The 23090-nt window shown below is 39.9% G+C and carries 24 protein-coding genes and 1 pseudogene; 23 read left to right on the top strand and 2 right to left on the bottom strand.

Annotated features, from left to right (window positions below; all coding sequences use genetic code 11):
- Position 1: 1 nt before the first annotated feature.
- A complete protein-coding gene (locus tag TT13_RS07810) occupies positions 2-289 on the top strand; it encodes a helix-turn-helix domain-containing protein (protein WP_052348592.1) in 288 nt (95 codons plus the stop codon).
- 63 nt (positions 290-352) lie between these two features.
- On the opposite strand, the gene codA is transcribed toward TT13_RS07810, so the two are convergent.
- Positions 353-1588, bottom strand: a complete 1236-nt coding sequence (gene codA, locus TT13_RS07805; RefSeq protein ID WP_027699466.1) for a cytosine deaminase — start codon at positions 1586-1588, stop codon at positions 353-355.
- A 507-nt stretch (positions 1589-2095) separates the two neighbouring features.
- On the opposite strand from codA, the gene TT13_RS07800 reads away from it, so the two are divergent.
- The 14 genes and pseudogenes from TT13_RS07800 (at position 2096) to TT13_RS11635 (ending at position 14898) form a co-directional block, all read left to right on the top strand.
- The gene (locus TT13_RS07800; protein WP_027699465.1) at positions 2096-3685 is read left to right on the top strand and encodes a bifunctional metallophosphatase/5'-nucleotidase; all 1590 of its coding nucleotides are present in this window, start codon (positions 2096-2098) and stop codon (positions 3683-3685) included.
- 192 nt (positions 3686-3877) lie between these two features.
- The gene (locus tag TT13_RS07795; protein WP_027699464.1) at positions 3878-5263 is read left to right on the top strand and encodes a cytosine permease; all 1386 of its coding nucleotides are present in this window, start codon (positions 3878-3880) and stop codon (positions 5261-5263) included.
- A 77-nt stretch (positions 5264-5340) separates the two neighbouring features.
- On the top strand, positions 5341-6513 hold the full coding sequence (locus tag TT13_RS07790; protein ID WP_027699463.1) for a DUF2075 domain-containing protein: 1173 nt from the start codon (positions 5341-5343) through the stop codon (positions 6511-6513).
- Between the two features lie 329 nt (positions 6514-6842).
- A complete protein-coding gene (locus tag TT13_RS11070) occupies positions 6843-7697 on the top strand; it encodes a LysM peptidoglycan-binding domain-containing protein (RefSeq protein WP_027699462.1) in 855 nt (284 codons plus the stop codon).
- Positions 7698-7961: 264 nt separating this feature from the next.
- A complete protein-coding gene (locus TT13_RS07780) occupies positions 7962-8705 on the top strand; it encodes a response regulator transcription factor (RefSeq protein ID WP_027699461.1) in 744 nt (247 codons plus the stop codon).
- A gap of 59 nt (positions 8706-8764) precedes the next feature.
- The gene (locus TT13_RS07775; RefSeq protein ID WP_027699460.1) at positions 8765-10183 is read left to right on the top strand and encodes a sensor histidine kinase; all 1419 of its coding nucleotides are present in this window, start codon (positions 8765-8767) and stop codon (positions 10181-10183) included.
- Positions 10184-10316: 133 nt separating this feature from the next.
- Positions 10317-11660: a glucose-6-phosphate isomerase gene (locus tag TT13_RS07770; protein ID WP_027699459.1), complete on the top strand. Its 1344-nt coding sequence runs from the start codon at positions 10317-10319 to the stop codon at positions 11658-11660.
- A 169-nt stretch (positions 11661-11829) separates the two neighbouring features.
- Positions 11830-12396, top strand: coding sequence for an elongation factor P (gene efp / locus TT13_RS07765; RefSeq protein ID WP_027699458.1), 567 nt, complete (start codon positions 11830-11832; stop codon positions 12394-12396).
- 98 nt (positions 12397-12494) lie between these two features.
- Complete coding sequence (locus TT13_RS07760; protein ID WP_027699457.1) at positions 12495-12932, top strand: Asp23/Gls24 family envelope stress response protein; 438 nt, start codon at positions 12495-12497, stop codon at positions 12930-12932.
- Entirely contained in the window at positions 12932-13348 is a 417-nt protein-coding gene (nusB, locus tag TT13_RS07755) for a transcription antitermination factor NusB (protein WP_027699456.1), read from the top strand. Before TT13_RS07760 ends, nusB begins: the two co-directional genes overlap by 1 nt.
- Before the next feature lie 175 nt (positions 13349-13523).
- Complete coding sequence (infC, locus tag TT13_RS07750) at positions 13524-14057, top strand: translation initiation factor IF-3 (protein ID WP_082816211.1); 534 nt, start codon at positions 13524-13526, stop codon at positions 14055-14057.
- Positions 14058-14083: 26 nt separating this feature from the next.
- Positions 14084-14278: a 50S ribosomal protein L35 gene (rpmI, locus tag TT13_RS07745; protein ID WP_027699454.1), complete on the top strand. Its 195-nt coding sequence runs from the start codon at positions 14084-14086 to the stop codon at positions 14276-14278.
- A gap of 62 nt (positions 14279-14340) precedes the next feature.
- A pseudogene (rplT, locus tag TT13_RS07740) lies at positions 14341-14754 on the top strand (50S ribosomal protein L20); the annotation flags it as partial.
- Positions 14743-14898, top strand: coding sequence for a HeH/LEM domain-containing protein (locus TT13_RS11635; protein WP_278279343.1), 156 nt, complete (start codon positions 14743-14745; stop codon positions 14896-14898). The pseudogene rplT and the gene TT13_RS11635, both read left to right, overlap by 12 nt.
- Positions 14899-14939: 41 nt before the next feature.
- Here the strand turns inward: TT13_RS11635 and TT13_RS07735 are convergent, their stop codons facing one another.
- Entirely contained in the window at positions 14940-15317 is a 378-nt protein-coding gene (locus TT13_RS07735; protein WP_027699452.1) for a prepilin peptidase, read from the bottom strand.
- A 319-nt stretch (positions 15318-15636) separates the two neighbouring features.
- Here TT13_RS07735 and rpsL point away from each other — a divergent pair, with 319 nt between their 5' ends.
- The 8 genes from rpsL (at position 15637) to TT13_RS07695 (ending at position 23047) form a co-directional block, all read left to right on the top strand.
- Positions 15637-16053 carry a 30S ribosomal protein S12 gene (gene rpsL / locus TT13_RS07730; protein WP_027699451.1) on the top strand — a complete coding sequence of 139 codons (417 nt, stop codon included), beginning with the start codon at positions 15637-15639 and terminating at the stop codon, positions 16051-16053.
- Positions 16054-16072: 19 nt separating this feature from the next.
- On the top strand, positions 16073-16543 hold the full coding sequence (gene rpsG / locus TT13_RS07725; RefSeq protein WP_027699450.1) for a 30S ribosomal protein S7: 471 nt from the start codon (positions 16073-16075) through the stop codon (positions 16541-16543).
- Positions 16544-16655: 112 nt separating this feature from the next.
- Positions 16656-18776: an elongation factor G gene (gene fusA, locus TT13_RS07720; protein WP_027699449.1), complete on the top strand. Its 2121-nt coding sequence runs from the start codon at positions 16656-16658 to the stop codon at positions 18774-18776.
- Positions 18777-18908: 132 nt separating this feature from the next.
- Entirely contained in the window at positions 18909-19118 is a 210-nt protein-coding gene (locus tag TT13_RS07715) for a hypothetical protein (protein ID WP_027699448.1), read from the top strand.
- A 126-nt stretch (positions 19119-19244) separates the two neighbouring features.
- A complete protein-coding gene (locus TT13_RS07710) occupies positions 19245-20351 on the top strand; it encodes an ABC transporter ATP-binding protein (protein ID WP_027699447.1) in 1107 nt (368 codons plus the stop codon).
- Complete coding sequence (locus TT13_RS07705; protein WP_027699446.1) at positions 20341-21150, top strand: ABC transporter permease; 810 nt, start codon at positions 20341-20343, stop codon at positions 21148-21150. The genes TT13_RS07710 and TT13_RS07705 overlap by 11 nt, the downstream gene beginning before the upstream one ends.
- Positions 21150-21962 (top strand): ABC transporter permease, encoded by an 813-nt coding sequence (locus tag TT13_RS07700; protein WP_027699445.1) that lies wholly within the window; start codon positions 21150-21152, stop codon positions 21960-21962. The genes TT13_RS07705 and TT13_RS07700 overlap by 1 nt, the downstream gene beginning before the upstream one ends.
- A complete protein-coding gene (locus TT13_RS07695; RefSeq protein ID WP_027699444.1) occupies positions 21962-23047 on the top strand; it encodes an ABC transporter substrate-binding protein in 1086 nt (361 codons plus the stop codon). Before TT13_RS07700 ends, TT13_RS07695 begins: the two co-directional genes overlap by 1 nt.
- Positions 23048-23090: the final 43 nt, after the last annotated feature.

The following is a 23090-nucleotide window of genomic DNA, read 5'->3' as shown; positions in this document are numbered from 1 at the left end:
AATGGCACGAACGTGGAATGAAATAACCGCTGATTACCGATCAAATGCAAATCCCGAAACGATGTTGATTGTTGATGCTTTGACGGAATTAGTGGTTAGAAGGATTGACCTAGGTTTGACCCAAGCTGAGGTTGCAAAGCGAGCAAACGTGCCGCAATCAACAATTGCGCGGATTGAATCATTAAATAAAGGCCTCCCCAGTTTAAAATCATTAGTTAAGTATGCTAATGCAGTTGAAATCGATCTTAGATTGGCTTTGATTCCCTTTGAGGATGAAGCAAAAAATTAAACTGATAATGAATAAAAGGCGGACACATGAATTATGTGTTCGCCTTTTTGCTATGTTCTAATTTTAGAAAAATAGTTGAGTCTGCTTAGGCTGACCTTCAACCAGAATATTACCTTGATGCACAGAGTATAAGAGCTCGGCACGTTCATTAAGCACGGTAAAGAAATTAGCTGCATCAAAAATCAGGAAATTAGCGGGCTTACCAACCTCTATACCATAGTGGTCTTCTATGTGCATTGCGATGGCACCATTATGACTAATAAAACGATATGAATTCATAATTTCACTAAAGCCCATTACTTGGGTTGCGTGTAGTCCCATATGTAAGACATCTAGCATATTTCCGTTTCCCATGGGATACCAAGGATCTTTAATATCATCTTCACCAAAGGCAACATTGATGCCAGCTGCATCAAGCTCTTTGACCCGGGTTAGACCACGACGCTTAGGATATGTGTCAAACCGACCACCCAAATACATATTAACAAGCGGATTAGCAATAAAATTAATTTTTGACATCTTTAATAGGCGCATTAATTTATAAACATAGGCATCATTATATGATCCCATTGCTGTGGTATGTGATGCAGTAACCTTATTACTTAAGCCAGTTTCTAAAGCTAGCGTGGCCATTGTTTCTAGTGACCGTGATTGCTCGTCATCAATTTCATCAGTATGCGCGTCAATTAATAGACCATATTTTTGTGCAACTTCAAAAACAAATTTCATAGATTCAACGGCGTATTCGCGCGTAAATTCAAAGTGTGGAATAGCACCAAGTGCATCAACACCGAGCTCGGCTGCCTGAATCAAAAGCTCCTTCCCCCCAGGAAAAGATAGAATCCCTTCTTGTGGGAAGGCAACTAGTTGAAGCTCCATCCAATCTTTGACCTCTTCACGCACCTCAATTAGCGCTTTTAATGCAACAAGGTCAGAATCGGTGACATCGACATGTGAGCGGACAAACTGAATCCCGTGAGCAGCTTGTAGCCGGAGAGCGCTCAAGGCACGCTCCTTTACATCAGCATGCGAAAGCTTTTGCTTACGAATTGACCAGATCCGAATACCGTCAAATAAAGTCCCAGATTCGTTATATTCTGGATCGCCAGCTGTCATGGTTGAATCAAGGTGCATATGTGGGTCAACGAAAGGTGGTAGCATGAGCTTTCCGGTTAAATCGTGGACAACTTCACCAGTTTTTGGTGTTAGATGCTGACCAATGGCAGTAAAAACACCATTTTCAAAACGTACGTCGGTTAATTCTGCGCTGTTTTCAATGACCAGATTTGTAAATAACATAGTATGATCTCCTGTATACTTTAATGTCGTTAGGCGCCAAATGTTATGGCGCTAAGGTTTATATAAGAATACTAGGGAAAATCTGTGGTGTAAAGATTAAAAAGCAATATACATATGCTGCTCACGTATGAATTACAACTAGTATTTTCTGTCAAAGATTTCTTTACCCAAGAGACGTTGTTGTATCGATAACGGGAAATAGAAGTAATGGCTTGGAATGAAACGGTTAAAAGTTGACTAAATAAATTAATATTCGCGGAATATTAGCATGGTTAAATTTTTTCAAAAATAACTTTTAAGCTAAACTGAACAAACTTATTGTTTTAATCGAATTATTTCTATAACTTTGCTTGGCATACGATATAAATATAACTTTCAAGTGATATATAGTTGGGAAAATACCGCTTAAATACGGATAAATTTAGAGAAAAATACTTTAGACAAAGGTTAATTAGTCAGGATAGAATGACATTATGGAAGAAGGTTATTAAAAGGAGTAGGTACCTTATGAAAGTTTCAATTATATCTTTGTCCGATGTACATGGGTATATTCGGGCAGATGACTTTAGAAAGCCAGTAGTTGCTAAAGATTTTGGTTTGAGTCGGGCAGCAAAAGCAATTAAAGAATACCAACAGGGAAGTAAAACGAATGAAGTATCATTTGTAATTGAAAATGGCGACTTTATCCAAGGATCGCCTTTTACAACTTATATAAAACAAGTGATGCCGGCAGAAGTACCAGTTTTCCAGAATTTTGCTAATGATGTGCAGGCAGATTTTCGGGTCTTAGGTAATCATGAATTTAACTTTGGTCGAGATTACCTTGAAACAGCTTATAAAAATGAAACACGTTTATTAAATGCTAATGTAATTGATCAAAAGACGGGCCAACCTTTTATTGGTAGACCATATCAAATTGTTGAACGCGCAGGTCTAAAGTTTGCCTTTATTGGTTTGACAACTAAATATGTTCCTAAATGGGAGTTAGCAGAGCATATTACTGATTTAACATTTTTGGACCCCGTGCAAGTGGCTCAAAAATTAGTTGATGAACTACGGCCAAAAGTAGATGCAATTATCGTTGCCTACCATGGCGGCTTTGCCGAAAATTTACAAAGTGGTTTAGCTGAGGAGCCATTGACTGGTGAAAATCAAGGTTATCAGCTATTACAAATAGCTGGGATTGATGCATTGATAACTGGGCATCAACATCGTGAAATTGCAACGGTCGTTAATCAAGTGGCAGTTACACAACCCGGCTATCGGGCTAGTCATGTGGGCTTAGTTCAGTTAGATTTTAATAACAAAATTAAAACAGCTGCTCATGCACAATTAATTAAGACAAGCGGTTTTAGCGAGGATGTTGCTGTACTTACTAATTATCAAAAATATCAAACTGGTTTGAATGAGTGGTTAGATCAGCCACTGGGGATCGTTGATGATAAGTTTGCAATTAAAAACCATTTTCTTGCGCGTATTAAGTCACATCCCTTTGTCGAATTTATTAACCAAGTGCAACTCTGGGCGCTTAGGAATAGTCCATATCATGACACTCAAATTGCTGGAACCGCAATCTTCAGTGATGAAATTCAAGGCTTAAGTGGTAGTGTGACATATCGCGATATTCTAACCAACTATCTGTTTTTAAATACAGTGGTCGTTGAACGTTTAACGGGGCTAGAGTTAAAGGCCGCCCTTGAACGCTCAGCTGAATATTTTGCTTTGCGGTCTGATGGTAAGGTTGTAGTTAGCCAAGACTTCTTAGAACCTAAAATTCAGCATTATAATTATGATATTTATAGTGGCATTGATTATACAATTGATTTAGCTAAGCAAAAACACAATCGAGTGACAATTAATCGGGTAGCGGGTCAAAATTTTGACCCAACAGCTAAATACTTAGTGGCTGTTAGTAATTATCGTGGTGTTGGTGCGGGTGAATATCCAATGTTTCAGGCTGATAAGATTTTATTTGAGTCAACTGCTGATATGCCAAGTCTAATTCGTGATTATATAAAAGAAACTGGTAGAATTACCGCTAAGCCGGTCACTAATTTAAAAGTTAAGGGCTACCTATGGACGGATTTTGAGAATTAAGATTAGTTTGATGAAGCAATTGCCTCTTGCGTAATGAGGGTTAATTCTGGTATTATCAAAAAAACCACTTTTTAAGACGGTCCGGAGAGGCCGACAAGAGCAGAAGCAAATGAAGAACAAAGTGGTTCTCGCATTTTTTATGCGGGAACTTTTCTTTTGTCAAAGTTCTTGGGGTGGCAAAGGAGAATTTTTATGGAAACTGATGCAAAAGCAACAAGTGTGAAAACATACGGTCATGTTGAGTCGATTCCCTTGCAGGATCGAAATGCGACTGGTTGGGATATGACAGCAACTTGGATTGGGGCCAACGCTAACAATGGAACCTGGTATATTGGTGGCGTTATTGCAGCTGCGGGAATGTATACAGCATCTACTACCTTGATTATCGTTGGAGTCTTATCTTATGTCTTTTTAGCCATGGCTGGCTTAATGGGTTACCGAACTGGTCTGCCAGCGATGGCACTGACTCGGGCTTCTTTCGGGTTACGCGGGTCATTTATTCCGTCAATAATTAACGTGGTTCAATTTATCGGTTGGGCAGCAGCCAATACTTTCATTGCTGCAATCTCAATTTCAACTATTTTTAATAGTATCTTGGGCTGGCCAGCCTATGGTACGGCTGGTGGTAATACTGGGCTAATGGTTGGAATTGTTATTATGTCAATGCTCCACTTAGCATCAATTTCGTTAGGCGAGCGGTCAATTCGGATGATTGAGCGTGTGGGAATTGTTTTAGTTATCATCTTTGTTGTTTGGGAGTCAGTTGTTGTATTCCGCAATGTCTCACTATCCCAAATTCTTGCTTGGCAGCCCCAAGCAGCAGTGCGCCTTTCATCAGGGTCGGTCGTTGATATTTTGGCAGCCTTCAACTTGGCTTGGGTAACGGCGGCATCTGATTTTACCCGTTTTGCCAAAAAAGAACGCTCAGCAACAGTAATGTCATTCTTGGGTGCTAATATTGGATTATTCTGGTTTGCTTTCATTGGTTTGACTGCAACAATCGCCACGGCAATTGCAATGCGGTCCTTTGATCCAAACGACTCAGATCCTTCAACCATTGCAGTTAAGCTTGGTTTGGGCACAATTGCCCTATTGGTTATTGTTATTACGTCAACCACCGCAAATGCTGTTAATTTAATGGCTGCCGGTTCAGCATTAACTAACATGTGGCATCACTTGAAGTTGAATGTGTCACTTTGGATTGTTACTTTGGCGGCAACTTTGGTATCATTTATTCCACTATGGTTTGCAAACTTTTTAACTGACTTTACAACCTTTTTGAATTTTATTGGGATGTTTCTTGGCCCTGAAATTGCAGTATTCCTAGTTGATTACTTTATCGTTCGTCATGGTAAGTATGATTTAGCAGAATTTGTAAAGATTGATGGTAAATACTGGTATAATGGAGGAGTTAATTGGCTGGCAATTCTAGCCTGGGCTCTAGGATTATTCTCGTATTGGGCCTTGGGCTATGTCGCTTTCATTCAGCAAACAATCGGGGTAACTTTTGTAGCGATGGCAATTGCCGCATTAAGCTACTATCTACTTACTTTGGCTAAAGGAAATAAAGCCAAGTAAGCAAAATTACTAATAATTTGTTTGATATGGGCCAGGGTGTTTAACACCTTGGTCTATTTTTTTAAGGAATAGTGTTAATGGAAAATAGTGCGAAAGAAAAATTTAATGTGACTGATTTAAGTTACGAACAGGTACAACAATTGCAAGCAATTGAACAATATGTATTAAAGGGCTTAACTAGCAGTATCGGGCCCAATGTGGCGGTGATTGAGGGAAGCGCAGGCGTTGGGAAGAGCGTAATTTTAACTAAGTTATTTCAGCGCTTAAAGCAACATCAACAGATAAATAGTATTTTTACGGTTAATCATCCAGATTTGTTGAAAGTATATCAAAGTTTGGCCAGCGATTTACCTGGGATTAAGCAGAAGGATTATGTACGACCAACTTCTTTGATTAATGCTGCACATAAAAATAATCAGCAGTATGACGTAATTTTGGTTGATGAGGGGCATTTACTATTGTCAAAAGCAGAACCATATATTCGGTTTAAGCAGGATAATCAGTTAGCTGAATTGATTAAATTAGCTAAAGTAGTGGTAGTGGTGTTTGATTTTCACCAAATGATTCAAACGAAGATGTTATGGACACCAACAATGTTAAAGCAGGTACTTGCACCATATACACATCAAACATTTAAATTGGATGTGCAATATCGAATGCAGGCCCCTCAAGCAGTCTTAACCTGGTTAAAAAACTTAGCGCAGGGAGCAATTAATCCATTCCCTGTTTTTGAAAATTATGATTTACGGATTTTTGACCGAGCAAGTGAGATGTATACCTTAATTAAACAGCGTAACCAAAGTGAAGGCTTAGCTCGGATGGTTGCTACAACCGGCTTTACTCGTCAGGCTGGGCGCCATAATGTGCACATGGATGATTTTGATTTGCCATGGGATGAGTATGACGGTCAAAAGACGCCTTGGGCTGAACGGTCAGATACAATTAATGAAGTTGGTTCGATTTATACGGTGCAAGGTTTTGACTTGAATTATGTTGGGGTAATTTTGGGGCCACCCTTTGAATATGATGCTAAAAATGATCGAATTACCGTAAACCCAGACAAGGTGACTCATCGGGAAATATATAAGAAGCATCCTGCAATTATGAATGAGCATGAATTTGCGGAAATTAAGCAGACTGTGATGTTTAATGCTTTGAACATCTTGTTGACTAGGGGGATTAAAGGGACTTATTTGACTGCAGCTGATGATAAGTTACGTGAGCGTCTATTGCAGTTAAATCATGGATAATTTACTTAAAAAAGAAAAGCTTATCAGCTAATGATGTGGTTAGTTAAGAGAAAGTTTAGGAATTTTCCCATTTTTTTAAAAGCTTATTTTTTGTTTTTTAATGGGACAGGAGATTGATAATACCAGTCTTGGGCTTAAATTATGTCGATAAAGTCAATTGATGTTTTGGGCAAAAAAACATTGATTTAATGATTTGTTACTGAATTGAAATATATAAATCTTTTGAACTGCTAAACTATAAGCATTAATGGGTGGAAGTCTTGACCCAAAATTTAAACGGTAAATTAACGTGAAGTAATGGACAGAAAAATAGGAGTGAAAGCAATCTTATGAATAAAGTAACACAAGCAGCATTAACGGTTGCCGGTATGGCAACCGTGGCAATTTCAACCCAAGTTTCCGCAAAAGCTGATACCTATAAGGTTAAGGCTGGCGATACTTTGTCAAAGATTGCCCAAGATAATAATACGACGGTAGCAAACTTGGTAACACTTAATAACATTAAGAATGCCAATTTGATTTTTGTTGACCAAGAAGTTGAAACAACTGGGACAGCCGCACCAGTAGTCGAGTCATCAGTCGCACCAGTAGTTGAGTCATCAGCTGCACCAGTAGTTGAGTCATCAGTTGCACCAGTAGTTGAGTCATCAGCTGCACCAGTAGTTGAATCATCAGTTGCACCAGTAGTTGAGTCATCAGCTGCACCAGTAGTTGAGTCATCAGCTGCACCAGTAGTTGAATCATCAGTTGCACCAGTAGTTGAGTCATCAGCTGCACCAGTAGTTGAGTCATCAGCTGCACCAGTAGTTGAGTCATCAGCTGCACCAGTAGTTGAGTCATCAGCTGCACCAGTAATTGAAACACCAGCCACATCAGTGGACACAACAAGTACAGACGTTAGCCAACCAACTGTTAATACAAACACAACGAACACGGGTTCAACTTACGATCAATTTATTAATGCCGGTGGTACGCCAGCATTGTGGAATAGTGTTGTAATGCCTGAATCAGGTGGTAATCCAAGTGCCTCAAATGGTATTTATCATGGTTTGGGACAAACAAATCAAGGTTGGGGTTATGGATCAGTTGCCAGTCAGACAGCTGGAATGATTAATTATGCAGTATCACGCTATGGGTCAATTGATGCTGCAATTGCCTTTAGAGCAGCTAATGGTTGGTGGTAATAAAAAGTTTAGGTTGAAAGCTAGGAATAATTCCTAGCTTTTTTTTAAGCTATTAATGCGTGAAAGCGCTAACGGTTGTATAATTAAAAGTATTAGGTAGTTATTAGCGAAAAATAAGTTTTTTTTTAGTCAATTTATAGCTTGATTCAAATTAAATATAACTATTATATATAAACTGTGTGAAATACGCCCGCAAAGCGACCTAAATCGGGTATTATATATCTATAAGAGATTGCTAAAGTCAAAATTGAGTGAGGAAAACAGATGAACATTTTAATGGTTGAAGATAACACATCAGTTTCAGAAATGATGGGGATGTTCTTTAAAAAAGAAGGCTGGGATGTTACTTTTGCATATGATGGCAATGATGCAGTGACAGAATTTACCAGTAAGCCAGAATTTTGGGATCTAATTATTTTAGATTTAAATTTGCCAGGCTTAGATGGAATGCAAGTTGCGGTCAAAATTCGCGAAATCACCAGTACTACGCCGATTATTATGTTGACCGCGCGGGATTCTGAGTCAGATCAAGTCTTAGGTCTTGAAATGGGAGCGGACGACTATGTAACGAAGCCATTTAGCCCAATTACTCTAATTGCTCGAATCAAGGCTTTACATCGTCGAGCCGAAGTAAGTGGTAGTGCAAGTAAGGGGAACGGTAACGCTGCTAATGATGCTCACGAAGAATTTGATGTGGTTACACGTACTTTCAAGCTCAATTCGAATACACGTGAAGCTTATTTAAACGATAAACTAATCAAAGATTTGACACCAAAAGAATTTGATTTACTAAAGGTATTGGCTAATAAACAACGACAGGTTTTCTCGCGGGAGCAACTGCTACAGTTAGTATGGGATTATGAATATTTTGGTGACGAGCGAACTGTCGATGCTCATGTTAAGAAGTTACGCCAAAAGATTGAAAAGGTTGGCCCTCAAGTTATCCAAACTGTTTGGGGTGTTGGATACAAGTTTGATGATTCAAGTGTTGTTGAGGAGCAGGCCTAGTTAGCTAGGAATTAGATGGGATGGGTTACACAGTCTGTGTAGCCTTTTTGGAATTAACAATGAAATTAATGTATCAACAGGTACTCGCCTTTTTAACTGTTACAATTACAGCTCTAGCAATTGTTGGGGTATTATTTACGCAGTTTACAACAAAAATGGTTGAAGATAATGCTTATTCACAGTTAAATCGTTTTGCAGTTGCTATTGCTGAAGAAACAATGCGCTTTGAAGAAGCAAGTGGCAATTTTGCCTATTTTGACACCAGTAACTTAAAGACTGAATCAACCTTATTAAAAGTGCAGGGAATTAGTTTTACTTTGTACGGAGCGGATCAGCGTACGATTTATCCAACTAAGGAACGAATAAATACAGTTAAAATCACAAATGATGAATGGCAGAGTCTAAAAAATCATAAAATTATTCAAAAGCAAAGTGCTGATGAACGTGGTGCGAGAACTTTGGATGTAATAAAACCTTTTTTTGACAAAAAAGATCGTTTGGTCGCTGTAGTGGTTGCACGTGAAGCAACATCGTCAGTTTCAGATAATTTGGTAATGTTACGAAAAAATCTTTTTGTAGCATTTCTGATTTCAACGATTGCAGTGATTATGCTGAGCTTTATTTTTTCACGTTTAATTGTTAATCGCTTACGCTTAATTCAAATTGTAACCCGCCGCGTTTCAGATGGTGACTATAGTGCACGTGCTCATTTGAAAGGACGCGATGAAGTTGTTGCCTTAGCCGATGATGTTAATTCGATGACGAGTTCTTTGCAGAGCCAAGCTGATGAGATTGAAGAGCAAGAAGAACGACGCAAAGAGTTTATGGCCAATGCTAGTCATGAGATGCGAACACCTTTGACCACAATTTCTGGAATTGTGGAAGGGTTGCAATATGATGTAATTCCAGAGGATGATAAACAACATTCTTATGACTTAATCAAGGCAGAGGCCGACCGTTTGGCACGGTTGGTCAAAGATAATTTGGATTATGAACGTTTACGTCAGAATAAAGTTGTTTTGAAAAAAGAACAATTTGATGCAGTCCAACTCCTACAACGTTTGATGGAGCAGTTACGTCGTAAAGCAAATCTTGCTGGTGATAAACTGATTTTTGAAGGGGAAATGGAAGTATTAACGTATGCTGACCGTGACCGGTTCACGCAAATTATTTTCAATATTATCAATAATGCAATCCAATTTACTGAAAATGGAGAGATAACAGTTAAGGCTCAACGTGAAAATGGGCAAGCTGTGTTTACGATTACCGATACAGGAATCGGAATGAGTGAAGACCAGGTTTCAAAAATTTGGGAACGCTACTATAAAGCGGATGAATCACGGACAAAGCGGGGCGAAACCGGCCTAGGAATGGCGATTATTCGTCAATTAGTAGAAGTGCATGAAGGAACCATCACTGTTAAGTCGGTGCTTGGAAAGGGAACAACCTTCACGGTGACGATACCAGATAAAAAATAATGCATTAAAAAACCAGTTAGCTTTCTTCTTAATGGAAACTAGCTGGTTTTTACTTTATTATGAAGGAGGGCTTTATTTATTATTTATTACAGGTTATAATTGGTCTATACCAAAAATAAAAGGGGTTCAAAAAATGACAACGTTGACGTTCGATACTTCCAAGTTGAAAGATTTTGTACGTGATTATGAACTAGCAATGATGCAACCGATGGTTACCACTGCAGACAAGATGTTGCGTGAGGGAACTGGTGCTGGTAGTGAATATAGCGACTGGCTACATTTACCATCAAATTATGATCGTAAAGAATTTGCGCGGATTCAAAAAGCGGCCAAACAAATTCAAAGTGATTCTAAGGTGTTAGTTGTAATCGGTATTGGCGGATCATACCTCGGAGCCCGTGCGGCGACGGACTTTTTGAATGATTACTTTAGTAATATGTATCCTGAGGATCAACGTGAATTCCCACAAGTTTTATTTGCCGGAAATTCAATTTCACCTCAATATCTAAACTCTTTGATTAAGGTGATTGGTGATCGAGACTTTTCAGTAAATATTATTTCAAAATCAGGTACGACAACAGAGCCAGCGATTGCTTTCCGTATTTTCAAAGCGATGTTGGAGAAAAAATATGGTCAGGCCGGAGCACGTCAACGCATTTATGCAACAACTGATGCTAAGCGGGGCGCTTTAAAGTCATTGGCTGATGCAGAAGGCTATGAAGAATTTGTTGTGCCAGATGGTGTCGGCGGCCGTTTTTCAGTCTTAACAGCGGTTGGCCTATTACCAATCGCAGCTTCTGGTGCGGATATTGAACAATTGATGGCCGGTGCAGCGGCTGGTGAAGCAGCTTACGCATCAGCTGATTTGAATGAGAACCTAGCTTATCAGTATGCGGCTTATCGTAACATCCTTTACCGGAAGGGTTACACAACTGAGCTATTAATTAACTATGAACCAACCTTAGTTCAATTCGGTGAGTGGTGGAAGCAACTACAAGGCGAATCTGAGGGTAAAGATGGTAAGGGGATTTTCCCAGCCACTGGTAATTTCTCAACTGATTTGCATTCCTTTGGTCAATATATCCAAGATGGTCGACGGAATTTGTTTGAGACCTTGGTGCGCGTAACAGAGCCACTATCAGATGTAGTGATTCCAGAGGCCGATGCCGATGATGGCTTGGCCTACTTAGAAGATAAGACGATGAGTTATGTTAACCGTCGCGCCTCTGAAGGAACTATGTTGGCCCACGTCGATGGTGGGGTGCCAAATATGATTGTTGAACTTGACCAACAAAACGAATTTGCCTTGGGACAAATGATTTACTTCTTTGAGGCAGCTGTAGCAATCTCAGGTTATTTGAATGGTATTAATCCTTTTGATCAACCAGGGGTTGAAGGTTACAAGCGGAATATGTTTGGTTTGCTTGGTAAGCCAGGCTATGAAGAATTAACAACTGAACTTGAATCACGGTTATAATGTAAGTGTGGATGGAGGCTTTTGCTAACCTTTAGTTGGCTAAAAGCCTTTTTGTTTGTTATTCACTGCCAAACGATAAATATAACTTTTCAATTTAGAATACTAGTAAGTCAACCTTTATTCTGGTATGATTATTTGAAGAAGATTAAGCATTAGGAGAATTAGATTCATGGCTACTATTGGTATGAACGATTTAAAGACTGGTTTGACAATTTTGTATAACCAATCAATCTGGCGTGTATTGGAATTCCAACACGTTAAGCCAGGTAAGGGAGCTGCCTTTGTGCGCTCAAAGTTGAAGAACTTACGTACAGGTGCGGTTAACGAAATTACTTTCCGACCTGGTGACAAGTTTGAGACAGCAAACATTGCACAAACAACGATGCAATATTTGTATGAAGATGCTGGTAACCACGTATTCATGGATACGGAGACATACGATCAAGTTGAAATCCCAGGAGATAAGATCCAAGGTGCCTTGAAGTTCTTGTTGGAAAACATGGAAGTTAAGATCACAACCTACGAGGGTGAGATTTTAGACGTTGAAGTGCCAAAAACAGTTACGCTAACAGTTACTGAGACACAACCTGGTATTAAGGGTGCTACCGCTAACGGTGGTGGAAAGCCAGCCACAATGGAGACTGGCTTGGTCGTTACTGTGCCAGACTTTATCAACGCTGGTGATAAGCTAATCATCAATACTGATGATGGTGGTTCGTACACTTCACGTGCCTAGTAGCAAAGAATGATTAGATGGAGCGTCGACCGGCTACCGGCCGGCGCTCTTTGAATAAGCACTCTATATACAGAGCGAAGTATAGGAGGACATTTAAGATGGCTGAAGAAACAATCGTTTTGAATCACGAAAGTAATATTGCAGGGGAGACCCGGATTAATTTGCGCGTACTTGAATTGATTGCCGCCCTAGCAACTAGCGAAGTTGAGGGGGTTGCTCGTTTAAGAGAATCATTAACAAATTGGGCACAAGAAGCTTTAGGGCATAAAGTGCACGGTAAGGGCGTCGATTTAAAGCAAACAGAGCATGGTTTAGAAGCTGATGTGTATGTTTTTTTGAATTATGGTGTTAGTGTACCTAAGGTTGCTCGTAATATCCAAGAGCATGTCGCTAATCAGATTGCAGCTATGACCGGTCTTGAATTGGTATTAGTTAATGTCCATGTTCAAGGGATTATATCTAACAAGCCAGCCCTAGCTGTTGATCCAAAGAATCTATTTGGTGAAACTGGGGAGCAAAAAGGAGCAGAGAAATAATGGTAGAACTTAACCGGCATCAAACACGGCAGGCTGCGTTTCAAACGTTGTTTGGCCTATCGGCTAATCCTGATGTCCAAACTGAGGTTTTAGCAGCGCAAGTCTTGGCCGGTGATCCGGAACTTACTTGGGAAGGTGAGTTGCCAAGTGATTTATTGGCCTTGGTTAACGGGGTAACTGAACACTTAGATGAATTAGACTTAACAATCAGTGGCTATCTACAAAGCGGTTGGACGATTGACCGCATTAGTCAACCAGACCTAGGGTTAATTCGCCTAGCATTATACGAAGCCAAGTATGGTAATATTGACGCAAAGATTGCGGTCAATGAGGCCATGGAATTGGCAAAGAATTTTACAGATGATAAGGGACGTAAGTTTATCAACGGGCTTTTAAATAAAGCCTTGACCTTTTAATAATTTATCTGTATAATTTTTATTTGTTAGAGATTTAAGTAATGGCCCCCGCCATTCACCTTAGCGATTTTAATTGCTGGGTAAATAACATTTACATTTATTGTTAAATGGCGGGTTCACGTGTGTCGCGTGGAGCCGTCATTATTTTTTTCAAGTTTTATCGGAGGTAAGGACCATAGCAAACGCGCGCCAACCACAACAACAACAAGATTTGATTAATGATCGTATTCGTGCTCACGAAGTTCGTTTGATAACTGAAGACGGCGATCGTGGCATTATGTCTAAGGCTGATGCCCAACACATTGCTGATGAAGCAGAGTTGGATTTGGTCTTGGTCCAGGCAAATGCTAAGCCACCCGTTGCCAAGATTATGGACTATGGTAAGTTCAAGTTTGATAATCAAAAGAAGCAACGTGAGCAACGTAAGAATCAAAAGATTGTAAGCATCAAAGAAATTCGTTTGAGCCCAACAATTGATGACAACGACTTTAATACTAAAAAGAACAATGCAATTAAGTTCTTAGAAAAGGGTAATAAAGTCAAAGTTTCGATTCGTTTCCGTGGACGTGCTATTACGCACAAGGAAATCGGGCGAGAAGTAATGGACCGCTTAGCAACAGATCTAGAAGAAATCGCTAAGATTGAAGCTAGAGCTAAGATGGAGGGTCGCAGCATGTTTATGGTGCTTGCACCCAAAGAAACTAAGTAATTAAATCAGTTTGGGAGGATATATCAATGCCAAAGTTTAAGACACACCGTGCTTCAGCAAAGCGTTTTAAGAAGACTGCTAATGGTGGTTTGAAGTCAGGTAATGCCTACACTTCACACCGTTTCCATGGTAAGACTAAGAAGCAACGTCGCCAATTGCGTGGAACTTCAATGATGAACAACACGACTTTGAAGACTTACATTCACATGTTGAGCCGTTAATTCAAGTTAACGTTAACTAACAAGTCTCAAATTTACAAAAAGAATTATTGGAGGATTAACCCATGCGAGTAAAGGGTACTAACACTACACGCGCGCGTCGCAAGAAGATGATTAAGTTGGCCAAGGGATACCGTGGACAACGTCACATTAACTATAAGGTTGCTAAGCAACAAGTTTGGAAGTCATGGTTCTATGCTTTCCGTGACCGTAAGACGACTAAGCGTAACTTCCGTAAGTTGTGGATTGCACGTATCAACGCTGCTGCCCGGATGAACGGTTTGTCATATTCACGCTTCATGAACGGTCTTGCATTGATGGGTTCAACTTTGAACCGTAAGATGCTAGCTGACCTTGCAATTTCTGATGCAAGTGCTTTTGCTTCTTTGGCAGAGGCTGCTAAGAAGGCTTTGGCTGATAACGGTCAAATCGTTCACGAAATTACACCTGCTACAACTGAGAAGGAAATCAAAATCAACGTTGTTGAAAAGGCTGTAAAGGTTGCTTCATCTGAGAAGCCAACTGATAAGAACACTGTTGCTGAAATTAAAGCATATTTGTCAGAAAACAACATTGAATTTGCTGCTTCTGCAAAGAAGGCTGATTTGTTGGCATTGGTATAATTCCATATAAAAACCGGGCACTCTGTGTTCGGTTTTTTTGTTTAAACAAAGCGGACTAGTAAATATGCGATCATTAGAAATGGAACAAAAGGAAGGGTTCTTTGTTGGGTGATTTTTCCGAAAAGTATGGCGATTAAGCAAGCAATTAATAGGCAGTAGATCCATTGCTGGTAATTTAAAAAGAGGGTTAAAAGGTAAATGACATCTAAATCACCATTACCAATTTGCGCTTCATGAAAAAATTGATTTACTATTAGACAGCTTAAGTAGATGATGAAGGGGAGGAAATCAAAATTTGTGCTTAAGACTTGAATTGACCATGGAATGATTAATAGATAGGCTGAAATTAATTTTTTTTGCACATCTTCAAACGATAAAAGGTTTAATAAACATAGAAATACACACTCAGCGAGGGTCATAATCCTGCACCTCCTTAGTTTAAACAGAAGCGCGGTTAACTTTAAAGAGGCTAATTTTCGTTAATGATACGCCCGGAATTGTTTGCAGAAAGTTAGCGATTAAATCAGGCTTTATCTTGATGAAAGGCTTGCGCTAAGATAATAATCCTGCTATACTATTCTTTGTGCTTTTGGAGAGCAACTGTTTGTATGATTCATACGACGTGCTGAACTGCGAACCTGAGTGCCAAAACGACGGTTACATTTTGGGTGTTAAATGACACACCTGGATATGTGGACTAAAATAAACTATCGAAATTTGAAAGGAGACTCTTAGACAATGCCTACTATTAACCAATTGGTTCGTAAGCCACGTAAGTCAAAGAGCACGAAGTCAAAGTCACCAGCCTTGAACTTCGGATATAACTCACAATCAAAGCAGACGACTAACTTGTCATCACCACAAAAGCGTGGTGTTGCAACTCGTGTCGGAACTATGACACCAAAGAAGCCTAACTCTGCTTTGCGTAAGTATGCCCGTGTACGTTTGTCAAACTTGATTGAAGTTACAGCATACATTCCTGGAATCGGTCACAACCTTCAAGAACACTCAGTTGTTTTGATCCGTGGTGGACGTGTTAAGGATTTGCCTGGTGTGCGTTACCACATCATCCGTGGTGCTTTGGATACTGCCGGTGTTGATGGCCGTATGCAATCACGTTCAAAGTATGGTGCAAAGCGCCCTAAGAAGAAGTAATTAAGGGAGGACATTAAGAATGCCACGTAAGGGTTATACTAAACAGGCTGAAGTTCTGCCTGATCCAATTTACAACTCAAAGCTAGTTTCACGTTTGATCAACCGCTTGATGCTTGATGGAAAGCGCGGAACTGCTTCAACAATCTTGTACGATGCTTTTGATCGTATCAAGGAGAGCACTGGTCAAGAGCCATTGACAGTTTTCGAAGAGGCATTGAACAACATCATGCCTGTTTTGGAAGTACGCGCACGTCGTGTCGGTGGTTCTAACTACCAAGTTCCTGTCGAAGTTCGTCCAGAGCGTCGTGTTACTTTGGGATTGCGCTGGTTGGTGCAATACTCACGTCAACGCGGTGAGCACACAATGAACGAGCGTTTGGCTAAGGAAATCATGGATGCAGCCAATAACACTGGTGCAGCTGTGAAGAAGCGTGAAGACACACACAAGATGGCAGAAGCCAACCGTGCCTTTGCACATTACCGCTGGTAATAAGAGTAGTGGCTATTGCATGTTTGCACTAGCCACTTTTCTGTAATATACGGTATAATTATTTGTAGCACAGTCTTTTATAGACTGAAATATATTCAAGGAGAAAATTCACATGGCTAACAAGCGTGAATACCCATTGAACCGTACTCGTAACATTGGTATTATGGCGCACATCGATGCTGGTAAGACAACAACGACTGAGCGTATCTTGTACTACACGGGTAAGATTCACAAGATTGGTGAGACTCACGACGGTGCTTCTCAAATGGACTTTATGGATCAAGAAAAGGAACGTGGAATCACGATCCAATCAGCCGCTACTACAGCGGTTTGGCATGGTTTCCATGACCAGTTTGAAAAAGAGCCATACCGTGTTAACATCATCGATACACCAGGGCACGTGGACTTCACAATCGAAGTTGAACGTTCATTGCGTGTTTTGGATGGTGCCGTTGCCGTTTTGGATGGTGCAGCCGGTGTTGAGCCACAAACAGAAACTGTTTGGCGTCAAGCTGAAACTTATGAAGTTCCCCGTATCGTCTTTGTTAACAAGATGGACAAGATGGGAGCTGACTTCCAAATGTCAGTTGACTCAATGAAGTCACGTTTGGCTGCTAATGCTAAGGCTATTCAATGGCCAATTGGTGCTGAAGATGATTTCGAAGCTGTTATTGATTTGATTACTAAGGAAGCTTTGTACCCAGTTGATGCTTTGGGTGAGAAGTGGGAGCCTCGTGAGATTCCTGCTGATTATGCTGATTTGGTTGAAGAAAAGTACAACGAATTGGTTGAAGCTATCGCTGATGTTGATGATGAAATCATGGACAAGTACTTGGGTGGTGAAGAAATCACACAAGCTGAGTTGAAAGCTGCTATCCGTCGTGCAACAATTTCATTGCAATTCTATCCTGTTCTAGCTGGTTCAGCTTACAAGGATAAGGGTGTGCAAATGATGTTGGATGCCGTTGTTGACTACCTACCATCACCTTTGGATGTTAAGCCTTATGTTGCAACAGATCCAGATACTGATGAAGAAGTTGACTTGATGGCTGATGACGAGAAGCCTTTCGCAGCCTTGGCCTTCAAGGTTATGACTGATCCTTTCGTTGGACGTTTGACATTTATGCGTGTATATACTGGTACTTTGGAAGCCGGTTCATACGTTTTGAACACTTCACGTGGTAAGCGTGAGCGTGTTGGACGTTTGCTACAAATGCACGCAACTAACCGTACTGAAATCGAAGAAGTATTCTCAGGTGATATCGCTGCTGCGATCGGTTTGAAGGATACAACTACTGGTGATTCATTGACTGACGTTGATCACCCATTGATTTTGGAGTCTATGGAGTTCCCTGAGCCAGTTATCCAATTGGCTATCGAGCCTAAGACTAAGGCTGACCAAGACAAGATGTCTACAGCTTTGCAAAAGCTAGCTGAAGAAGATCCTTCATTCCGTGCCGAGACAAACCCTGAAACTGGTGATACTTTGATCTCTGGTATGGGTGAGTTGCACTTGGATATCATCGTTGACCGTTTGCGTCGTGAGTTTAACGTTGATGCTTCTGTTGGAGCACCACAAGTTGCTTACCGTGAAGCATTCACTAAGACTGTTCAAGCTCGTGGATACTTCAAGCGTCAATCTGGTGGTAAGGGTCAATATGGTGATGTTTGGATTGAATTCTCACCTAATGAAGAGGGTGCTGGATACGAATTCGAAGATGCCATCGTTGGTGGTGTTGTTCCTCGTGAGTACATTCCTTCAGTTGATGCTGGATTGAAAGACTCAATGAACGCTGGTCCTTTGGCTGGCTTCCCATTGGTTGACTTGAAGGCTAAGTTGTATGATGGATCATACCACGATGTCGATTCTTCTGAAGCTGCCTTTAAGATTGCCGCTTCATTAGCTTTGCGTGAGGCTGCTAAGACTGCTGGTGCAGTTATCTTAGAGCCAATCATGAAGGTTGATATCGTTGTTCCTGAGGATAACTTGGGTGATGTTATGGGGCACGTATCTGCTCGTCGTGGTTTGCTAGAAGGCCAAGAGCAACGTGGAAATGCCATGATGGTTCACGCCAAGGTACCTCTATCAGAAATGTTTGGATATGCAACAACTTTGCGTTCATCAACGCAAGGACGTGGTACTTTCCAAATGGCTTTCGATCACTATGAGGCCGTTCCTAAGAACGTTCAAGAAGAGATTGTTAAGAAGTATGGTAAGGGCGACGCTGAATAAGCTTAAGCTAAGAAAAATAGAGAAGCGTATTACTATTATTAGTAATACGCTTTTTTATTGCTATTTAATAAAAGCGCTTTCATCACTCGATAAGTTGTTTTATACTAAAAGCACGAAAGGCGGTTATTAATAATGGCAGAATATTATCTCGAATTTATTGAAAATGGAGAAATTCCATTAGAAACTAAACCAGCTTATTTTGCTGGCTTTAATGTTTATCACCGTTTAAATATGACGTCAGAAATTGATGAGGCGTTAAAGTATTCTGATAAGAACGAAATTGAGACTCTACAAACACAATTAAATGAGGTCGGCTTTACTGTAAAAATTCTTAATTATTAATCTTCTCTATGATTCTTAAGTGAGTGCATTTAAAAATTGATTGCTTGATAGTAAAGGACCTGTCTTTATTTTATAAGCGAATAATTATATAATTAAAGTCACTGTTAAGAAAGGTGGTATCTATGATTGACACAGCCAATTATTGAATTTAAGCATGTTGCCAAAAGCTTTGGTGATACTTTAGTCTTAAAAAATGTAGATTTTGAAATTGAAGCAGGTAAGTTCTATACCCTTTTGGGACCATCTGGTTCTGGTAAAACAACTATTTTACGTCTGATTTCCGGTATGATTGATGCGACTGAAGGCGATATTATTTTTGAAGGAAAACGAATTAACGATATTCCTGCCGAGAAAAGACCAGTTAATACTGTCTTCCAGAATTATGCTCTTTTCCCAAATATGAATGTATTTGAGAACGTGGCTTTTGGAATGACAATTAAGGGGAAACCCCAGAATGAAATTACGGCTAAAGTGACGGAAATGCTTGGTTTAGTAAAGTTGTCAGGTCTAGAAAACCGTGAAATTAGTGAGCTATCAGGTGGTCAACAGCAGCGTGTTGCAATTGCGCGAGCACTGGCAAATGAACCAAAGGTTTTATTGCTGGATGAACCCCTGTCAGCCCTTGATTATAAGTTGCGTAAGCAGATGCAATATGAATTGCGTGAAATTCAACAAAGGCTGGGGATTACGTTTATCTTTGTAACCCACGACCAAGAAGAAGCCTTGGCAATGTCAGATTGGATCTTTTTAACTAATGATGGCGAAATTGTTCAAAATGGTACGCCAGTTGATATTTATGATGAGCCAATTAACCGATTTGTGGCTGACTTTATTGGTGAATCAAATATTATTCCTGGAATCATGAAGGAAGACTATTTGGTACATTTTGTCGGTAAGGACTTCGAAAATGTTGACGGTGGTATGCGACCAAATGAAGCCGTTGATGTTGTTTTGCGACCAGAAGATTTGGATTTGGTCGATGAAGGGCAAGGTAAATTAGTAGTTACGATTGATGATCAGTCATTTAGAGGTGATTACTATGAAATTACCGCCCATGATGATGATCAAAATGAGTGGAAAGTCCAGGCAACGAATGCCGCTGTCTTAGGGGAACGGCGAGGTCTTTTTTTCGATCCAGAAGATATTCATATTATGCGTTTGAACGAATCAGAAGATGATTTTGATGCTCGTTTGGAGAAATATGAGGAGGAGGAAGAAGAGAATGCGGACTAAAAGGCTTTCGACTTATACTCTTCCATACTATCTATGGATTCTTTTATTTGTGATTTCTCCGCTAATTTTATTACTAGTGCAAAGTTTTAAAAATTACAGTGGTAATTTTACAATTAGTAACTATTTTAATTTCTTTGATTCTTGGACATATATTCGTATGACGTTAAATTCGCTTTGGATTGCGGCTGTGGTTACTGCGGTGACCCTGCTAATCTCATATCCGATGGCTTATTTTTTGACACGGTTAAAGAATCGACAGTTTTGGTTATTATTAGTTATTTTGCCAACGTGGGTTAATTTATTATTAAAGACTTATGCTTTTATTGGCCTATTTGCGCAAGATGGTTCAGTGAATAACTTTTTAGCTTTTATCGGCTTAGGTCGGCAACAATTACTATTTACTAATACATCTTTTATTTTAGTGGCGGCCTATATTCAAATTCCCTTTATGATTATGCCGATTTTTAATGCCTTAATTGACTTAAATCCTAGTTTGGTTAATGCTGCTCGTGATTTAGGAGCCACACCTTGGCAAGCCCTAAGACGAGTGATTTTCCCGTTGACTTGGAGTGGTGTTCGCGCGGGAATTCAAGCAGTCTTTATTCCAACACTATCACTCTTCATGGTGACCCGTTTGATTGGTGGAAATAAGGTTATTAACTTAGGAACGGCGGTTGAGGAACACTTCTTAGTAACACAAAATTGGGGTATGGGTTCTACCATTGGAATTGTTTTGATTATTGCGATGGGCTTGACGATGTATGTGACCCGTGATCGGAAACGGCGGGGTGATCGCTAATGCAAACAACAGTAAAGCAATCAAAATGGGCCAACGGTTACCTGATTTTTGTATTTATTTTGATGTATGCGCCTATTTTCTATCTAATTTTTTATTCTTTCAATGCTGGGGACTACATGCATAATTTTTCAGGCTTTTCCTTGAGTCATTATGCAGACATGTTTGCTGATTTACGGTTGATGGATATCTTAGTAAATACCTTTATTGTGGCACTCTTATCAGCGTTACTAGCAACGCTGATTGGTACCTTTGGGGCCTTGGGAATTTATAATGCTAAGCGCCGAAGTCTCAAGACAACCCTATTATCATTGAATAACATCTTAATGGTTTCACCTGATGTTATCATTGGGGCTTCGTTTTTGATTCTATTTACGCTTCTGGGTGTAAAACTAGGTTTTATTACAGTATTACTCTCCCATGTGGCCTTTTCGGTTCCAATCGTCGTTTTGATGGTATTACCACGGCTAGAAGAGATGAACCGTGACTTAATCACGGCGGCCCATGACTTAGGGGCTAATAGCCAACAAGTTTTGAGTCGAATCATTTTGCCTTATGCTTGGCCAGGAATTTTGGCTGGCTTCTTTATGGCGATTACCTACTCCTTGGATGACTTCGCAGTAACGTTTTTCGTTACTGGTTCGGATTTTTCAACGCTATCAGTTGAAATTTACTCGCGAGCACGAACTGGAATTGACCTATCAATTAATGCCTTGTCAGCCTTAATGTTTGTAATTTCATTGTTACTGGTTGTAATTTATTATTTCATATCAGTACGCGGAATTCGTAGCAAGCGTGCGGGGGTGATTAAATAATGAAACGCCTAGGTATTTTTTCAGCAATTATTACAATTGTGGTTGTAATCTTAGCAGCGCTTAGCTTTCAATTAATGCGAGCACAACAGCCGGTTCATCGCGCTTCACGAACTAATAACGTTTTGACAATTTATAATTGGGGTGAGTATATCGACCCGAGTCTGGTTAAGAAGTTCGAAAAGCAAACTGGTTACCAAGTGAACTATGTTACTTTTGATTCAAATGAAGCAATGTATACTAAAGTCAAGCAGGGTGGTACAGCGTATGATATTGCTGTGCCTTCCGATTATATGGTTGATAAGATGCGGCAGGAAGGGTTATTAGAACCCCTAGATTTAAATAAAATTCCAAACGTTAAATATTATGATCCAGAATATATGAACTTGGCTTTTGACCCTAATAACCATTATTCACTACCTTATTTCTGGGGTACGCTAGGGATTGCTTATAATGATCAACGCGTTAAGCGCAGTGAAATCCAAGAGTGGAATGATTTATGGTCAGATAAGTGGAATGGTAAAATTATGCTGACTGATTCTGCCCGTGATATGTTGGGTGTTGCTTTGGCTTCGGATAATCAATCAGTCAATACAACCAGTAGCATGGCTTTGAATGTTGCTGCCAAGAAGTTGATGGCACTAGCACCCAATACCCAAGCAATTTTAGCTGATGAGATTATGAATTATATGGTTAGTGGCGAAAGCAGTTTGGCTGTTGTTTATTCAGGTCAAGCAGCCGAGATGGCGGCACAAAATCCACATATTAAATACGTGATTCCAAAGGGGATTGGGAATATGTGGGTTGATAACCTCGTAATCCCAAAGACGGTAGCGAACAAACCGGCAGCTTATGCCTTCTTAAACTTCATGTCAGATCCACGCAATGCGGCACAAAATGCTGAATGGGTAGGATATTCAACGCCAAATAAGGGAGCATTGAAGTACTTGCCTAAATCGCTAACCCAAGACCGTGAGTGGTATCCAACGAGTGAGCAGCTAAAGGGTAAAGAAGTTTATCGTAACCTATCACCTTACTGGACGCAGCAATATAATGATTTATGGTTACAAGTAAAGATGCACCAATAAAATTAAAAATCTTCCATTAAAGATTTACTTTTTAAGTTGGGGC

Origin of the sequence: Weissella oryzae SG25, assembly GCF_000691805.2 — a bacterium.
Classification (GTDB): domain Bacteria; phylum Bacillota; class Bacilli; order Lactobacillales; family Lactobacillaceae; genus Weissella; species Weissella oryzae.
This window is presented reverse-complemented; position numbering and strand designations above follow the sequence as displayed.

What these genes read in the sequence shown, in the direction of transcription:
- TT13_RS07810 (WP_052348592.1), top strand. Translation starts at nt 2, where the DNA reads ATGGCACGAACGTGGAATGAAATAACCGCTGATTACCGATCAAATGCA.
- codA (WP_027699466.1), bottom strand. Translation starts at nt 1,588, where the DNA reads ATGTTATTTACAAATCTGGTCATTGAAAACAGCGCAGAATTAACCGAC.
- TT13_RS07800 (WP_027699465.1), top strand. Translation starts at nt 2,096, where the DNA reads ATGAAAGTTTCAATTATATCTTTGTCCGATGTACATGGGTATATTCGG.
- TT13_RS07795 (WP_027699464.1), top strand. Translation starts at nt 3,878, where the DNA reads ATGGAAACTGATGCAAAAGCAACAAGTGTGAAAACATACGGTCATGTT.
- TT13_RS07790 (WP_027699463.1), top strand. Translation starts at nt 5,341, where the DNA reads ATGGAAAATAGTGCGAAAGAAAAATTTAATGTGACTGATTTAAGTTAC.
- TT13_RS11070 (WP_027699462.1), top strand. Translation starts at nt 6,843, where the DNA reads ATGAATAAAGTAACACAAGCAGCATTAACGGTTGCCGGTATGGCAACC.
- TT13_RS07780 (WP_027699461.1), top strand. Translation starts at nt 7,962, where the DNA reads ATGAACATTTTAATGGTTGAAGATAACACATCAGTTTCAGAAATGATG.
- TT13_RS07775 (WP_027699460.1), top strand. Translation starts at nt 8,765, where the DNA reads ATGAAATTAATGTATCAACAGGTACTCGCCTTTTTAACTGTTACAATT.
- TT13_RS07770 (WP_027699459.1), top strand. Translation starts at nt 10,317, where the DNA reads ATGACAACGTTGACGTTCGATACTTCCAAGTTGAAAGATTTTGTACGT.
- efp (WP_027699458.1), top strand. Translation starts at nt 11,830, where the DNA reads ATGGCTACTATTGGTATGAACGATTTAAAGACTGGTTTGACAATTTTG.
- TT13_RS07760 (WP_027699457.1), top strand. Translation starts at nt 12,495, where the DNA reads ATGGCTGAAGAAACAATCGTTTTGAATCACGAAAGTAATATTGCAGGG.
- nusB (WP_027699456.1), top strand. Translation starts at nt 12,932, where the DNA reads ATGGTAGAACTTAACCGGCATCAAACACGGCAGGCTGCGTTTCAAACG.
- rpmI (WP_027699454.1), top strand. Translation starts at nt 14,084, where the DNA reads ATGCCAAAGTTTAAGACACACCGTGCTTCAGCAAAGCGTTTTAAGAAG.
- TT13_RS07735 (WP_027699452.1), bottom strand. Translation starts at nt 15,317, where the DNA reads ATGACCCTCGCTGAGTGTGTATTTCTATGTTTATTAAACCTTTTATCG.
- rpsL (WP_027699451.1), top strand. Translation starts at nt 15,637, where the DNA reads ATGCCTACTATTAACCAATTGGTTCGTAAGCCACGTAAGTCAAAGAGC.
- rpsG (WP_027699450.1), top strand. Translation starts at nt 16,073, where the DNA reads ATGCCACGTAAGGGTTATACTAAACAGGCTGAAGTTCTGCCTGATCCA.
- fusA (WP_027699449.1), top strand. Translation starts at nt 16,656, where the DNA reads ATGGCTAACAAGCGTGAATACCCATTGAACCGTACTCGTAACATTGGT.
- TT13_RS07715 (WP_027699448.1), top strand. Translation starts at nt 18,909, where the DNA reads ATGGCAGAATATTATCTCGAATTTATTGAAAATGGAGAAATTCCATTA.
- TT13_RS07705 (WP_027699446.1), top strand. Translation starts at nt 20,341, where the DNA reads ATGCGGACTAAAAGGCTTTCGACTTATACTCTTCCATACTATCTATGG.
- TT13_RS07700 (WP_027699445.1), top strand. Translation starts at nt 21,150, where the DNA reads ATGCAAACAACAGTAAAGCAATCAAAATGGGCCAACGGTTACCTGATT.
- TT13_RS07695 (WP_027699444.1), top strand. Translation starts at nt 21,962, where the DNA reads ATGAAACGCCTAGGTATTTTTTCAGCAATTATTACAATTGTGGTTGTA.